We start from the raw sequence: 14,900 nt of genomic DNA, 5'->3' as shown, positions 1-14,900 counted from the left end.
ACTTCAGCGTTAGGGTTCGGGTCGGCGCTACGGACCGTCCCAATCGGCATCAGTCGTCGGATCGCGGGGCAGCAGTGCTTCGGTGATCGGTCGACACGTAACTCGAGGCGAGAGGCCTTCGACGTGGCAGCACCGCAGAACTACCTCGCAGTCATCAAAGTCATCGGTGTCGGCGGCGGTGGTGTCAATGCCATCAACCGGATGATCGAGGTCGGTCTCAAGGGCGTCGAGTTCATCGCCATCAACACCGACGCACAGGCGCTGTTGATGAGCGACGCCGACGTCAAGCTCGACGTCGGCCGGGAACTGACCCGCGGACTCGGCGCCGGTGCCAACCCGGCCGTCGGCCGCAAGGCCGCCGAGGACCACCGCGAGGAGATCGAGGAGGTCCTCAAGGGGGCCGACATGGTCTTCGTGACCGCCGGCGAGGGCGGCGGCACCGGCACCGGCGGGGCACCCGTCGTGGCCAACATCGCCCGCTCCCTCGGCGCCCTGACCATCGGCGTGGTCACCCGCCCGTTCACCTTCGAGGGACGGCGCCGGGCCAACCAGGCCGAGGACGGCATCGCCGAGCTGCGCGAAGAGGTCGACACCCTCATCGTCATCCCCAACGACCGGCTGCTGTCCATCTCGGACCGCCAGGTCAGCGTGCTCGACGCGTTCAAGTCCGCCGACCAGGTGCTGCTCTCCGGTGTGCAGGGCATCACCGACCTCATCACCACCCCCGGCCTGATCAACCTCGACTTCGCCGACGTCAAGTCGGTCATGTCCGAGGCCGGTTCGGCCCTGATGGGCATCGGCTCCGCCCGCGGCGACGACCGCGCGGTGGCCGCCGCCGAGATGGCGATCTCCTCGCCGCTCCTGGAGGCGTCCATCGACGGCGCCCGCGGCGTGCTGCTCTCCATCTCCGGCGGCTCCGACCTCGGCCTGTTCGAGATCAACGAGGCCGCGCAGCTGGTCAGCGAGGCCGCCCACCCCGAGGCCAACATCATCTTCGGTGCGGTGATCGACGACGCCCTCGGCGACGAGGTGCGGGTCACCGTGATCGCGGCCGGCTTCGACGGCGGGCAGCCGCCCTCCAAGCGGGAGAACGTGATCGGCTCGGCCTCGGCCAAGCGCGAGGAGCCCACCCCGGCCAGGGCCGCCGACAACCGCCCGAGCTTCGGCTCGCTCGGCAGCGTCAAGCCCAAGGAGGAGCCGGAGCCGGCCCCGGAGCCCGCGGCCGACCTGCCGCCGGTCGCCCCGCCGGTCCCGCCGTCCCGCAGCTACTCCGACAGCGCCGCCGAGGAACTGGACGTGCCGGACTTCCTGAAGTGACACCACCGCGCGAGTCCGTGAACGGCGCGCACTTCGGCTTCACCGACCGGTGGGGCGGGGTGAGCGCCGTTCCGTACGAGGAGCTGAACCTGGGCGGCGCCGTCGGCGACGACGCGGACGCCGTCCTGGCCAACCGGGAGCGGGCGGCGCGCTCGCTGGGCGCCGACCCGTCCCGGGTGGTCTGGATGAACCAGGTGCACGGCGCCGACGTGGCGGTCGTCGACGGCCCCTGGGGCGAGCGCCCGGTCCCCGAGGTCGACGCGGTCGTCACCGCCGAGCGGGGGCTCGCCCTCGCCGTGCTCACCGCCGACTGTGTGCCGGTGCTGCTCGCCGACCCCGTCGCCGGGGTCGTGGGCGCCGCCCACGCCGGGCGGCCGGGCCTGGTCGCGGGGGTCGTCCCGGCCGCCGTACGGGCCATGGCGGAGCTGGGCGCCGAACCGGGCCGGATCGTCGCCCGGACCGGGCCCGCCGTGTGCGGCCGGTGCTACGAGGTGCCCGAGGCCATGCGCGCCGAGGTCGCCGCCGCCGAGCCGGCGGCGCACGCCGAGACCAGCTGGGGCACGCCGGCCCTCGACGTGTGCGCCGGCGTGCACGCGCAACTGGCGCGACTGGGGGTGCGCGACCGGGAGCGGTCGCCGGTGTGCACCCTGGAGTCGAAGGACCACTTCTCGTACCGCCGCGACCGCGTCACCGGGCGGCTCGCCGGCTATGTCTGGCTGGACTGATGGGGCATGACGGAGCGTAAGGACGAACTCGCCGGGAACCTGGCGAAGGTGGAGGAGCGCGTCGCGCGCGCCTGCGAGGCCGCGGGCCGGCCCCGCGAGGAGGTGACCCTGATCGTGGTCACCAAGACGTACCCGGCGAGCGACGTGCGGATCCTGGCGGACCTCGGCGTGCGCGAGGTCGCCGAGAACCGCGACCAAGACGCGGCCCCGAAGGCCGCCGAGTGCGCCGACCTGTCTCTGACGTGGCACTTCGTGGGGCAGCTCCAGACCAACAAGGTGCGCTCGGTGGTCGGTTACGCCGGTGTCGTGCAGTCCGTCGACCGGGGCCGGCTGGTCACGGCCCTGTCCAAGGAGGCGGAGCGCACCGGGCGCGAGGTGGGCTGCCTGCTCCAGGTCGCCCTGGACGCCGGCGCGAGCGGGCGGGGCGAGCGCGGCGGGGTGGCACCCGGCGGCGTCGAGGAGTTGGCCGCACTGGTGGCCGAGTCGCCCGGGCTGCGCCTCGACGGGCTGATGACCGTCGCGCCGCTCGCCGGGGAGTACGCGGGACGCGAACGGGCGGCGTTCGACCGGCTCATGGATTTGTCGACCGACCTGCGCCGAGCCCATCCGGCTGCGAACATGGTCTCCGCAGGGATGAGCGCGGACCTCGAGCAGGCCGTGGCCGCCGGAGCGACACATGTACGCGTCGGCACCGCGGTACTCGGAGTCCGCCCCAGGCTCGGGTAACGTCGCCAAGAAGTCGGACCACAGCAGAAAATATGGTCATTACCGTCGAAGGGCGGACGCAACGACCTCGTGGATCGCGGGCAATTGGCAGTCGTCAGCCGATCCACCACAGAGCGGAGGACTCAGAGCATGGCCGGCGCGATGCGCAAGATGGCGGTCTACCTCGGCCTCGTGGAGGACGATGGTTACGACGGCCGGGGCTTCGACCCCGACGACGACTTCGAACCCGAACTCGACCCGGAGCCCGAACGGGACCACCGGCGACACGAACCGGCACATCAGTCGCATGGTGCACATCAGCCGCAAAGGGACGAAGAGGTGCGAGTCGTCCAGCCGCCCGCCCAGCGCGAGCCGTTGGCCCGGGCCGCTTCGCTCGCGGCGGAATCCGGGCGCCCGGCGCGTATCGCGCCCGTGGCGTCCATCACACAAGAACGCGCAAGCCTGGAGAAGAGCGCACCGGTCATCATGCCCAAGGTCGTGTCTGAACGAGAGCCCTACCGGATCACCACACTTCACCCGCGGACGTACAACGAGGCCCGTACCATCGGGGAACACTTCCGTGAGGGCACGCCGGTGATCATGAATCTCACTGAGATGGATGACACAGATGCGAAGCGACTTGTCGACTTTGCGGCCGGTTTGGTGTTTGGTCTTCACGGCAGCATCGAGCGGGTGACGCAGAAGGTGTTCCTGTTGTCGCCTGCTAACGTCGATGTCACGGCGGAGGACAAGGCCCGCATCGCAGAGGGCGGGTTCTTCAACCAGAGCTGAGACCCAGGATCTGGGTACCCGGCACTGGTGAGATGGATCAGGGGAGAGGGAAGCACAACCGATGAGCGTGGTCCTGGATGTCGTCTACATCGCGCTGATGTGCTTCCTCATCGTGCTCATCTTCCGGTTGGTCATGGACTACGTCTTCCAGTTCGCCCGTTCGTGGCAACCCGGCAAGGCGATGGTGGTCGTTCTGGAGGCCACCTACACTGTCACCGATCCACCGCTGAAGCTTCTGCGGCGGTTCATCCCGCCGCTGCGTCTCGGGGGCGTGGCGCTCGACCTGTCCTTCTTCGTACTGATGATCATCGTCTACATCCTGATCTCGATCGTGAGCCGGCTGTGAGCGATGAGAGAGATACGGGCTTGCCGAATGCCGACGACAACGTTGAGGTGAAGAGATGCCGTTGACCCCCGAGGACGTGCGGAACAAGCAGTTCACGACCGTCCGCCTCCGAGAAGGCTATGACGAGGACGAGGTCGATGCCTTCCTCGACGAGGTCGAAGCCGAACTGACCCGTCTGCTCCGCGAGAACGAGGACCTGCGCGCCAAGCTGGCCGCCGCCACGCGCGCGGCCGCGCAGAACCAGCAGAACATGCGGAAGCCTCCTGAACAGGACGGGCCGCCGCACCAGCAGCAGCCAGGCCCCGGCATGCCGCAGCAGGGCATGCCCCAGCAGGGCATGCGCGGTCCTGGCGCCCCGGTGCCCGCCGGCATATCGGGCCCGCCGCAGCAGATGGGTGGCCCCATGGGCGGCCCGCCCCAGCTGCCGAGCGGCGCCCCGCAGCTGCCCGCAGGACCCGGCGGCCAGGGCGGCCCGCAGGGTCCCGGCCCGATGGGCCAGGGTCCCGGTCCCATGGGCCAGGGTCCGATGGGCCAGGGTCCGATGCAGGGCCAGATGCAGGGTCAGATGGGCCCCGGCCCGATGGGCGGCCCCATGGGCGGTCCGCAGGGTCCCGGCGGCCCCGGCATGCCCGGCCAGGGCGGTCCCGGCGGCGACAGCGCCGCGCGCGTGCTGTCGCTGGCCCAGCAGACCGCCGACCAGGCGATCGCGGAGGCCCGTTCCGAGGCCAACAAGATCGTCGGCGAGGCGCGTTCGCGTGCCGAGGGCCTGGAGCGGGACGCCCGCGCCAAGGCCGACGCGCTGGAGCGGGACGCGCAGGAGAAGCACCGCGTCGCGATGGGCTCCCTGGAATCCGCCCGCGCCACCCTCGAGCGCAAGGTCGAGGACCTGCGCGGCTTCGAGCGCGAGTACCGGACGCGGCTGAAGTCCTACCTGGAGTCGCAGCTGCGCCAGCTGGAGACCCAGGCGGACGACTCGCTCGCGCCGCCGCGTACGCCCGCGACGGCCTCGCTGCCGCCGTCCCCGTCGCCCTCGATGGCTCCGGCCGGTGCGCCGTCCTACGGCGGCAACCAGTCGGGTCCGGGCCAGAACGGGCCCTCCTACGGTGCGCAGCAGCAGATGTCTCCGGCGATGACCCAGCCGATGGCGCCGGTGCGGCCGCAGGGGCCTTCGGCGATGGGGCAGGCGCCGTCGCCGATGCGGGGCTTCCTGATCGACGAGGACGACAACTGACCGGCTGACGCCGACGCAGTTCAGGGCGGGGCCCCGGGTTACGTACCCGGGGCCCCGCCCTTGTGCGTCCTGTTGTGCGCCGTCTGCGGGCGCGTCGTGGCTGGTCGCGCAGTTCCCCGCGCCCCTAGGGCATGCAGTCCCGCCGGTGCGATAGCTGCGGCACCCCCCGCCCCAGCTGCGGGCAGTCATGCCGCACCCGCCCTTCGTCCCGCGTAGCTGCGGGCAGTCGTGCCGCTGGGGCGGCACGGGTGGGCGCGGCGGCACCCCGTTGCGCCGGGTTGCGCCACGCCCCCCTCGTGCCGGTTACGCCTTGCGGAGGTGGAAGGTGAGGCCCAGGGGCTCGTCGGTGAACGGGGCGCCGTAGGTGTCGTCCGCCTCGCCCTCCGCGAAGTCCGTTGCCAGGACCTCCTCCGCGATGAGGCCGCTGTGGCCCGAGAGCGCGGCGGCAGTCGCGGGGTCGGCGGCGCTCCACCGCAGCGCGATGCGGTCGGCGACGTCCAGGCCGCTGTTCTTGCGGGCCTCCTGGATGAGGCGGATGGCGTCCCGGGCGAGGCCCGCTCGGCGCAGCTCCTCCGTGATCTCCAGGTCGAGAGCCACCGTGGAGCCCGCGTCGGAGGCCACCGACCAGCCCTCGCGCGGGGTCTCCGTGATGATCACCTCGTCCGGGGCGAGGGCGACCGTCTCGCCGTCGACCGACACCGAGGCCGTGCCCTCACGCAGCGCCAGGGAGAGCGCGGCGGCGTCCGCGGCGGCCACCGCCTTGGCGACCTCCTGGACCCGCTTGCCGAACCGCTTGCCCAGCGCACGGAAGTTGGCCTTCGCGGTGGTGTCGACCAGCGAGCCGCCGACCTCGCTGAGCGTCGCCAGCGCCTCCACGTTCAGCTCCTCCGTGATCTGCGTGCGCAGCTCGGGGGAGAGGGCCTCGAAGCCGGCCGCCGCGATCAGCGCCCGCCTGAGCGGCTGGCGGGTCTTGACGCCCGACTCGGCGCGGGTGGCCCGGCCCAGCTCGACCAGGCGGCGTACCAGCAGCATCTGCCGCGACAGCGACGGGTCGATGGCGTCCAGGTCCGCCTCCGGCCAGGACGAGAGGTGCACGGACTCCGGGGCGCCCGGGGTCACCGGCACGACCATGTCCTGCCACACCCGCTCGGTGATGAACGGCACCAGGGGGGCCATCAGCTGGGTGACCCGCTCCACGACCTCGTGCAGCGTGCGCAGCGCGGCCTTGTCGCCCTGCCAGAAGCGGCGCCGGGAGCGGCGGACGTACCAGTTGGACAGGTCGTCCACGAAGGCCGAGAGGAGCTTGCCGGCCCGCTGGGTGTCGTAGGCGTCCAGCGCCTGGGTGACCTGGTCGGTCAGCGCGTGCAGCTCGGAGAGCAGCCAGCGGTCCAGGACGGGGCGCTCCGCGGGCGCCGGGTCGGCCTCGCCGGGGGCCCAGCCGGTGGTGCGGGCGTACAGGGCCTGGAAGGCGACCGTGTTCCAGTAGGTCAGCAGCGTCTTGCGGACGACCTCCTGGATGGTGCCGTGGCCGACGCGGCGGGCCGCCCAGGGGGAGCCGCCGGCCGCCATGAACCAGCGCACCGCGTCGGCGCCGTGCCGGTCCATCAGCGGGATCGGGTCCAAGGTGTTGCCCAGGTGCTTGGACATCTTGCGGCCGTCCTCGGCGAGGATGTGGCCGAGGCACACCACGTTCTCGTAGGAGGACTTGTCGAAGACCAGGGTGCCGACCGCCATCAGGGTGTAGAACCAGCCGCGGGTCTGGTCGATGGCCTCGGAGATGAACTGCGCCGGGTAGCGGGACTCGAACAGCTCCTTGTTCCTGTACGGGTAGCCCCACTGCGCGAACGGCATCGAACCCGAGTCGTACCAGGCGTCGATGACCTCGGGCACGCGCGTGGCCGTCGCCCCGCAGCCCTCCTCGGGGCAGCCGAAGGTGACCGCGTCGATGAACGGGCGGTGCGGGTCCAGGCCCGCCTGGTCGGTGCCGGACAGCTCGGTCAGCTCCGCGCGGGAGCCGACGCAGGTGAGGTGGCCCTCCTCGCAGCGCCAGATCGGCAGCGGGGTGCCCCAGTAGCGGTTGCGGGAGAGCGCCCAGTCGATGTTGTTGCTCAGCCAGTCGCCGAAGCGGCCGTGCTTGACGGACTCCGGGAACCAGTTGGTCTTCTCGTTCTCCTGGAGCATGCGCTCCTTGACCGCCGTGGTGCGGATGTACCAGGACGGCTGGGCGTAGTACAGCAGCGCGGTGTGGCAGCGCCAGCAGTGCGGATAGCTGTGCTCGTAGGGGATGTGGCGGAAGAGCAGCCCGCGCTCGTCCAGGTCGGCGGTGAGCTTCTCGTCGGCCTTCTTGAAGAAGACGCCGCCGACCAGCGGGACGTCCTCCTCGAAGGTGCCGTCCGGGCGGACCGGGTTCACGACGGGGAGGCCGTAGGCGCGGCAGACCTTGAGGTCGTCCTCGCCGAAGGCGGGGGACTGGTGGACGAGGCCGGTGCCGTCCTCCGTGGTCACGTACTCCGCGTTCACCACGTAGTGCGCCGGCTCCGGGAAGGCGACCAGGTCGAAGGGGCGCCGGTAGGTCCAGCGCTCCATCTCGGCGCCGGTGAAGCGCTCCCCGGTGGTCTCCCAGCCCTCGCCGAGCGCCTTGCCGACCAGCGGCTCGGCGACGACCAGCTTCTCGGCGCCGTCCGTGGCGACGACGTAGGTCACCTCGGGGTGGACGGCGACGGCGGTGTTGGAGACCAGCGTCCAGGGCGTGGTCGTCCACACCAGGAGCGCGGCCTCGCCGGCCAGCGGGCCCGAGGTCAGCGGGAAGCGGACGTAGACCGAGGGGTCGACGACCGTCTCGTAGCCCTGCGCCAGCTCGTGGTCGGAGAGGCCGGTGCCGCAGCGGGGGCACCAGGGGGCGACGCGGTGGTCCTGGACCAGCAGGCCCTTGCCGAAGATCTCCTTCAGCGACCACCAGACGGACTCGATGTACTCCGGGTCCATGGTGCGGTACGGGTCCTGGAGGTCGGCCCAGTAGCCCATGCGGGTGGTCAGCGCCTCGAAGGCGTCCGTGTGCCGGGTCACCGACTCGCGGCACCTGGCGTTGAACTCCGCGATGCCGTACCGCTCGATGTCCTGCTTGCCGGTGAAGCCCAGCTCCTTCTCCACGGCCAGTTCGACCGGCAGGCCGTGGCAGTCCCAGCCGGCCTTGCGGCCCACGTGGTAGCCGCGCATGGTGCGGAAGCGGGGGAAGACGTCCTTGAAGACGCGGGCCTCGATGTGGTGGGCGCCGGGCATGCCGTTGGCGGTCGGCGGGCCCTCGTAGAAGACCCATTCGGGGCGGCCCTCGGACTGCTCCAGGCTCTTGGCGAAGATCTTCTGGTCGCTCCAGAAGTCGAGCACCGCGTGCTCGAGCGCGGGCAGGTCGACCTGGGCGGGTACCTGGCGGTACTGCGGCGGCGTGTTCAACGGGCTTCCTCCGGCGGATGTGCTGCCTTCCGTCGGAGGGACGAGAGCAGTGCTCCCGCGGTACCACCCTCCTTGGCCCCCGGTGCGTCGGCCGCGCCGGTGAGCCCCCTCATTGGGGTCGCGAGGCCGGTTCTACTCCGCCGCGGCCGGTTGCTCCGCGGCTTTCCTCCGGCGGCTCCGGGGTGATCTTCACGTCGCGCTCGCCCCCGGGCTCCCACCGTCCCCGGGTCGCTTCGGGCTGCGTACGCCGCTACTCGTCCCCATCCACGCCTTTCGCTCCGCCCAGTGTACGGCGCCCCGCCGACAGCGGCCGACCGCTTTTCCGGAGCCGGCGCTGAGCCGAATGCCACGGCCCGGACCGGGCGGATTACCCGGCGGGCAGCGGGGCACAACGCTTGCATGCTCGGCGCGCCGGGTGCCCGGGGTGGAGGAGCCGGGCGGCGTGCCCCGTTGCCGTGGACTCCAAGTCGATTTATCGTCCCAGCACGATTCGCGAGCAAGATCACAGCATGTGAAGGGGCCGCGGCCATGGTGGCGAAGAAGGGCACGACGAGGAAGAGCGCCGCCGAGCAGACCACGGCCGCGAAGAGGACCACGGCCACGAAGAAGAGCGGGGCTGCGAAGAAGGCCACGGCCGCGAAGAAGACAACCGCCGCGCAGAAGACCACGGCCGCGCAGAAGACCACGGCCGCGAAGAAGGTCTCGGCGGCGAAGAAGAGCGCGGCGGCGAAGAAGGGCTCGGCAGCGGCCCCGAAGGCGGCGAAGACGGCGAAGGCGGCGGCCAGGACGGCCGGCGGCGAGAAGAAGGCGGGCGCGGCGAGGGCCGCGGAGGAGACGGGAGCCACGACCGTGGTTGCGAAGAAGAACCCAGGCACGGCCACGGCGGCCAAGTCCGCCGTACCCAAGGCGCGCGGCACCGCGGACCCCGGCGACCTCGCCGTACGCCCCGGCGAGGACCCCTGGAGCCCGCAGGAGGTCGAGGAGGCGCGCGCGGACCTCCAGGCCGAGTCCGACCGGCTGCGCGCCGAGATCACCGCCTCCGAGCGCTCCCTGCAGGGCCTGATGCGGGACTCCGCGGACGGCGCGGGCGACGACGAGGCGGACACCGGCACCAAGAACGTCACCCGCGAGCACGAACTGGCGCTGGCCGCCAACGCGCGCGAGATGCTGCTCCAGACCGACCGCGCCCTGGAGCGCCTCGACGCGGGCACCTACGGCCTCTGCGAGAACTGTGCCAACCCCATCGGCAAGGCCCGCATGCAGGCCTTCCCGCGGGCCACGCTGTGCGTGGAGTGCAAGCAGAAGCAGGAGCGCAGGTACTGACGGGTGTCCTGGGCACGGAGGGTGCGGGAGGTGTGCCGTACCCTCATGCTCAGTCGGCACTAGTTCGAGGGACTCAGGTGGCAGAGGCGGAGCGCATCATCGGTACGCCGGACACCCCGGACACGGCGGGGGACGACGGGTCGCGGGAGCAGGAGACCGAGCGGCCCCGCGGCAGGCGCCGCGTCGCCGTGCTCTTCGTCGTGGCCGCCTTCGCCTACCTCGTCGACCTCGTCAGCAAGATGCTGGTGGTCGCCAAGCTGGAGCACCACGAGTCCATCGAGATCATCGGCGACTGGCTGCGGCTGTCGGCCATCCGGAACGCGGGCGCGGCCTTCGGCTTCGGCGAGGCGTTCACCATCATCTTCACGGTGATCGCCGCGGCCGTGATCGTCGTCATCGCCCGCCTGGCGCGCAAGCTGTACAGCCTGCCCTGGGCGATCGCGCTCGGCCTGCTGCTCGGCGGCGCCCTCGGCAACCTCACCGACCGGATCTTCCGCGCGCCCGGCGTCTTCGAGGGCGCGGTGGTCGACTTCATCGCCCCCAAGCACTTCGCCGTCTTCAACCTCGCCGACTCGGCGATCGTCTGCGGCGGCATCCTGATCGTGCTGCTCTCCTTCCGTGGCCTCGACCCGGACGGCACCGTCCACAAGGACTGACGCCTTCCCCGGGCTTCGTCCACAGGCACGTGCGGGCCTCTCGGAGGTGTCCGGCATACTCGACGGGTGAGCACGATTCCCGAGATCCGCACCCTGCCCGTGCCCGACGGCCTGGAGGGCGAGCGCGTCGACGCCGCCATCTCCCGCATGTTCGGCTTCTCCCGCACCAAGGCCGCCGAGCTGGCCGCGGCGGGGAAGGTGCAGGTCGACGGGGCGGTGGTCGGCAAGTCCGAGCGGGTCAGCGGCGGCGCCTGGCTGGAGGTCGAGATGCCGCAGGCGCCCGCGCCCGTGCAGGTCGTGGCCGAGCCGGTCGAGGGCATGGAGATCGTGCACGACGACGAGGACGTGGTCGTGATCGTCAAGCCGGTCGGGGTGGCCGCCCACCCGTCGCCCGGCTGGAGCGGCCCCACCGTGATCGGCGGCCTGGCCGCCGCCGGGTACCGGATCTCGACCTCCGGCGCCGCCGAGCGCCAGGGCATCGTGCACCGCCTGGACGTGGGCACCTCGGGTCTCATGACGGTCGCCAAGTCGGAGCGCGCCTACACCTCGCTCAAGCGCCAGTTCAAGGAGCGCACGGTCGACAAGCGCTACCACACGCTGGTCCAGGGCCATCCGGACCCGACCAGCGGCACCATCGACGCCCCCATCGGCCGCCACCCGCAGCACGACTACAAGTGGGCGGTCACCGCCGACGGCAAGCCCTCCGTCACGCACTACGACCTGATCGAGGCCTTCCGCGCCGCCTCCCTGCTCGACGTGAAGCTGGAGACCGGCCGCACCCACCAGATCCGCGTCCACATGGCCGCCCACCGCCACCCCTGCGCCGGCGACCTGACCTACGGCGCCGACCCCACCCTCGCCAAGCGGCTCGGCCTGACCCGCCAGTGGCTGCACGCCGTGCGGCTGGGCTTCGAGCACCCCGGCGACGGCGAGTGGGTCGAGTTCGCCAGCGACTACCCGGCCGACCTCCAGCTGGCCCTCGACCGGGTCCGTGAGGAGACCTACGGATGAGCGCCCGGGCCTACGAGACACGCCTCGCCGAGGACCCCGCCGACCGCGAGGCATGCTTCGCCGTGCGCAAGGAGGTCTTCGTCGCCGAGCAGCAGGTCCCCGAGGACATCGAGTACGACGCCTACGACGCGGACGCCGTGCACGTGCTGGCGGTCCGGGCGGACGGCGTCCCGCTGGGCACCGGCCGGCTGCTGCACGGGGCCGCGGCTGCCGCGAAGACCGGCGGCGACCCCGCGGTCGGCTCGCTGGGCCGGCTGGCGGTGACCGCCCGGGCCCGGGGCCTCGGCGTCGGCGCCGCCCTGGTGCGGGCCATCGAGGCGGCGGCCCTGGAGCGCGGGCTCACCGCGGTCGACCTGCACGCCCAGACCCACGCGCTGGGTTTCTACGAGCGGCTGGGGTACCAGGCGTACGGACCGGAGTTCCCCGACGCGGGGATACCCCACCGGGCGATGCGCCGCGCACTCACTCCGTAGCGCGGGCGCCGAAGAGGCTGGTGGGGCCGGTGGCATGGCAGGCTTGAGCCGAGCCGTGTGAAGGCCGAGACCCGCGACCCCTCCGGAGCGCTGACCGTGGACCAGTTGGCCCTGCTGTTCGTGCTGCTGCTCGGGGCCCTGCTGAGCGTCCCGCTCGGGGACCGGCTCAAGCTGCCGGCGCCGGTCCTGATGACGGTCCTGGGCATCGTGCTCGCCCTGCTCGACTTCGTGCCGAACGTCGAGGTGCCGCCCGACCTCATCCTGCCCGCCCTGCTGCCACCGCTGCTCTACGCCGCCGTCAGACGCACCTCCTGGCGGCAGTTCGCGGCGAACAAGCGGCCGATCTTCCTGCTGGCCGTCGCCCTGGTCTTCGTCACCATGGCGTGCGTGGCCAGCGTCGCGCACGCCATCGTGCCGGGCCTCGGCGTCGCCGCCGCCTTCGCGCTCGGCGCGCTGGTGGCGCCGCCCGACCCGGTCGCCGCGACCGCCGTCGCCGGTCAGCTGGGGCTGCCGCGCCGCCTGGTCTCCATCCTGGAGGGCGAGGGGCTCTTCAACGACGTGACGGCCATCGTGCTCTATCACGTCGCCATCGCGGCGGCCGTCGGCGGCAGCTTCTCGCCCTGGCGGGCCGGCCTCGACCTCGTGCTGTCCGCCGTCGTCGCCGTCGCCGTGGGCCTGGCGCTCGGCTGGGGCGCGTACAAGCTGCTCGACCTGCTCGGCGACCCCACCCTCCAGATCGGCCTGACCCTGCTCGTCCCGTACGTCTCCTACGTGCTGGCCGAGGAGCTGCACGGCTCCGGTGTGCTGGCGGTGCTGACCACCGCGATGTTCCTCGCCGAGTACGCCTCCGACGCCGACGACGTGATGAGCCGGCTCGCCGGGCACACCGTCTGGGACGTGGTCGACACGCTGGTCACCGGCGTGGCCTTCGGGCTGATCGGCCTGGAGCTGCACAACGCCGTCCGCACCGCCTCGGGCCGCTGGACCGAGCTGCTGGGGTGGGCGGCGGCCATCGTGGGCGTGGTGATCCTGGTGCGGCTGCTGTGGCTGCTGCCGGCCACCTGGCTGACCCAGCGACTGCACCGCAAGCGCGACCAGGACGAGGACATCCCGGTGAGCTGGCGGGAGACCGTCGTCATGTGGTGGGCCGGGATGCGCGGCGTGGCCTCGGTGGCGCTGGCGCTCGCCATCCCGCTGGAGACGGACAGCGGGGCGGCCTTCCCCGAGCGCGAGGAGATCATCTTCATCGCCTTCGGGGTGATCATGGTCACCCTGCTGCTCCAGGGGCTCACCCTGCCGTGGCTGGTGGGCCGGCTGGGGGTGCGGGCCGACAGCGAGCGCGAGAAGGACTTCGAGAAGAGCCTCGCCCTGCGCGCGGCCAAGGCGGCCAAGCAGCGGCTGAAGGAGATCGAGTCGGTCGAGGAGCTGCCCGACGAGCTGTCCGACCAGATGCTGCGCCGCGCCTACGACATCGGGGTGCGGATCAGCCCCGACATGGGGGACGAGGAGCGCCGGGAGGCGCAGCTCCAGCGGGCGCGGCGGATCAAGCGGGTCCGGCGGATCCAGAACGAGATGCTCAGCGCCGCCCGGCACGAGGTGCTCGCGGCGCGCAGCGAACCCGGCGCCGATCCGGAGATCGTCGACCGGGTGCTGCGCCACCTCGACGTCCGCAGCCTGCGCTGACCGCGCCGCTCACCAGGGCTTGGCGGCCGCCTCACCCGGGAGCGCCTTGCCCGGCTGCCGCGGGAAGCGCCGCGCCGGCCCGTCGGAGGAGGCGGGCCGCGCGGGTGCCTCCCGGCCGGGTGGCGTCGCCGCGTCGGCGGCGTTGACCCGGGGCAGGGCGTAGGGGTGCTCGTCGGAGAGCCAGCGGATCATCTGCTCGCGCACGGTGACCCGCACCGTCCAGATGTCGTCCGCGTCCTTCGCCGTCACCAGCGCCCGCACCTGCACGGTGTTCGGGGTGCTGTCGGTGACGGTCAGGTTGTAGTCGCGGCCGTCCCAGGCCGGGCACTGGCGCAGGATGTCCCGCAGCCGCTCGCGCATGGCGTCCAGCGGGGCCGAGTGGTCCAGGTGCCAGTAGACGATCCCGGTCATCTGCGGGGTGCCCCGCGACCAGTTCTCGAACGGGTTGGCGGTGAAGTACGACACCGGCATGGTGATCCGGCGCTCGTCCCAGGTGCGCACGGTCAGATAGGTCAGCGTGATGTCCTCGACGGTGCCCCACTCGCCCTCCACCACCACGGTGTCGCCGATGCGCACCATGTCGCCGAAGGCGATCTGCAGGCCGGCGAAGAGGTTGCCGAGGGTGGACTGGGCGGCGATGCCGGCCACGATGCCGAGCACACCGGCCGAGGCGAGCAGCGAGGTGCCGGCCGCGCGCATCGCGGGGAAGGTCAGCAGCATCGAGGCGGCGGCGACCACGCCGACGACCGCGGAGACCACGCGCATGATCAGCGACACCTGGGTGCGGACCCGCCGCACCCGGGCCGGGTCGCGCTGGGCACGGGCGTGCGCGTAGCGGGTGTACGAGGTCTCCACGACGGCGCCCGCGATGCGGATCACCAGCCAGGCGACCGACCCGATCACCACCAGGGTGAGGGTGCGCCCGATGCCCTCCTTGTGGTCCTCGAGGACCTGCGCGGAGTCGAAGGAGCCTCTCAGCAGGGACGCGCACAGCAGCAGGCTGTACGGGACGCGGGCCCGGCGCAGCAGTCCCCACAGGGGCGTCTCGTGGTGCCGCTCGTCGGCCTTGCGCAGCAGCAGGTCGGTGGCCCAGCCGATGACCAGGGTCAGCACGACGGAGCCACCGACGACGATCAGTGGTCGGAGTACGTTCTCCATCCCTCGAACGTAACCGGCTCGCGCGCGGGT

Annotated in this window: 13 protein-coding genes; 11 read left to right on the top strand and 2 right to left on the bottom strand. The window is 72.0% G+C overall.

The features are described 5' to 3' along the window. Positions 1 to 123: 123 nt before the first annotated feature. From ftsZ to ACGFZL_RS21905, 6 genes are all read left to right on the top strand, one after another. Positions 124 to 1,317, top strand: a complete 1,194-nt coding sequence (gene ftsZ / locus ACGFZL_RS21930; RefSeq protein ID WP_393693966.1) for a cell division protein FtsZ — start codon at positions 124 to 126, stop codon at positions 1,315 to 1,317. Further along, positions 1,314 to 2,042, top strand: a complete 729-nt coding sequence (pgeF, locus tag ACGFZL_RS21925; RefSeq protein ID WP_393693964.1) for a peptidoglycan editing factor PgeF — start codon at positions 1,314 to 1,316, stop codon at positions 2,040 to 2,042. The genes ftsZ and pgeF overlap by 4 nt, the downstream gene beginning before the upstream one ends. Positions 2,043 to 2,048: 6 nt before the next feature. After that, the gene (locus ACGFZL_RS21920) at positions 2,049 to 2,768 is read left to right on the top strand and encodes a YggS family pyridoxal phosphate-dependent enzyme (RefSeq protein WP_393693962.1); all 720 of its coding nucleotides are present in this window, start codon (positions 2,049 to 2,051) and stop codon (positions 2,766 to 2,768) included. A gap of 129 nt (positions 2,769 to 2,897) precedes the next feature. Beyond that, a complete protein-coding gene (locus ACGFZL_RS21915) occupies positions 2,898 to 3,539 on the top strand; it encodes a cell division protein SepF (RefSeq protein WP_355167065.1) in 642 nt (213 codons plus the stop codon). 61 nt (positions 3,540 to 3,600) lie between these two features. After that, on the top strand, positions 3,601 to 3,885 hold the full coding sequence (locus tag ACGFZL_RS21910) for a YggT family protein (RefSeq protein ID WP_007448661.1): 285 nt from the start codon (positions 3,601 to 3,603) through the stop codon (positions 3,883 to 3,885). Between the two features lie 55 nt (positions 3,886 to 3,940). Then, positions 3,941 to 5,116 (top strand): DivIVA domain-containing protein, encoded by a 1,176-nt coding sequence (locus ACGFZL_RS21905; RefSeq protein ID WP_393693960.1) that lies wholly within the window; start codon positions 3,941 to 3,943, stop codon positions 5,114 to 5,116. Between the two features lie 303 nt (positions 5,117 to 5,419). Here ACGFZL_RS21905 and ileS read toward each other — a convergent pair whose 3' ends face one another. After that, positions 5,420 to 8,566: an isoleucine--tRNA ligase gene (gene ileS / locus ACGFZL_RS21900; protein ID WP_393693957.1), complete on the bottom strand. Its 3,147-nt coding sequence runs from the start codon at positions 8,564 to 8,566 to the stop codon at positions 5,420 to 5,422. Positions 8,567 to 9,094: 528 nt separating this feature from the next. Between ileS and ACGFZL_RS21895 the strand changes: the two genes are divergently transcribed. The 5 genes from ACGFZL_RS21895 to ACGFZL_RS21875 all read left to right on the top strand — a co-directional run bounded on the left by ACGFZL_RS21895 (position 9,095) and on the right by ACGFZL_RS21875 (position 13,712). Then, a complete protein-coding gene (locus ACGFZL_RS21895; protein WP_393693955.1) occupies positions 9,095 to 9,889 on the top strand; it encodes a TraR/DksA family transcriptional regulator in 795 nt (264 codons plus the stop codon). A gap of 77 nt (positions 9,890 to 9,966) precedes the next feature. Next, the gene (gene lspA, locus ACGFZL_RS21890) at positions 9,967 to 10,545 is read left to right on the top strand and encodes a signal peptidase II (protein ID WP_393693953.1); all 579 of its coding nucleotides are present in this window, start codon (positions 9,967 to 9,969) and stop codon (positions 10,543 to 10,545) included. Between the two features lie 66 nt (positions 10,546 to 10,611). Continuing rightward, complete coding sequence (locus tag ACGFZL_RS21885) at positions 10,612 to 11,556, top strand: RluA family pseudouridine synthase (RefSeq protein WP_393693951.1); 945 nt, start codon at positions 10,612 to 10,614, stop codon at positions 11,554 to 11,556. Continuing rightward, positions 11,553 to 12,029: a GNAT family N-acetyltransferase gene (locus ACGFZL_RS21880; protein ID WP_355167077.1), complete on the top strand. Its 477-nt coding sequence runs from the start codon at positions 11,553 to 11,555 to the stop codon at positions 12,027 to 12,029. The genes ACGFZL_RS21885 and ACGFZL_RS21880 overlap by 4 nt, the downstream gene beginning before the upstream one ends. Before the next feature lie 96 nt (positions 12,030 to 12,125). Beyond that, on the top strand, positions 12,126 to 13,712 hold the full coding sequence (locus ACGFZL_RS21875; protein ID WP_393694113.1) for a Na+/H+ antiporter: 1,587 nt from the start codon (positions 12,126 to 12,128) through the stop codon (positions 13,710 to 13,712). 9 nt (positions 13,713 to 13,721) lie between these two features. Here the strand turns inward: ACGFZL_RS21875 and ACGFZL_RS21870 are convergent, their stop codons facing one another. Then, entirely contained in the window at positions 13,722 to 14,870 is a 1,149-nt protein-coding gene (locus ACGFZL_RS21870) for a mechanosensitive ion channel family protein (protein ID WP_393693949.1), read from the bottom strand. Positions 14,871 to 14,900: the final 30 nt, after the last annotated feature.

The organism is Streptomyces sp. NPDC048182 (assembly GCF_043202555.1).
Lineage (GTDB): Bacteria > Actinomycetota > Actinomycetes > Streptomycetales > Streptomycetaceae > Streptomyces.
The sequence above is the reverse complement of the archived record's forward strand: the minus strand, read 5'-3'. Positions and strand labels throughout refer to the sequence as shown.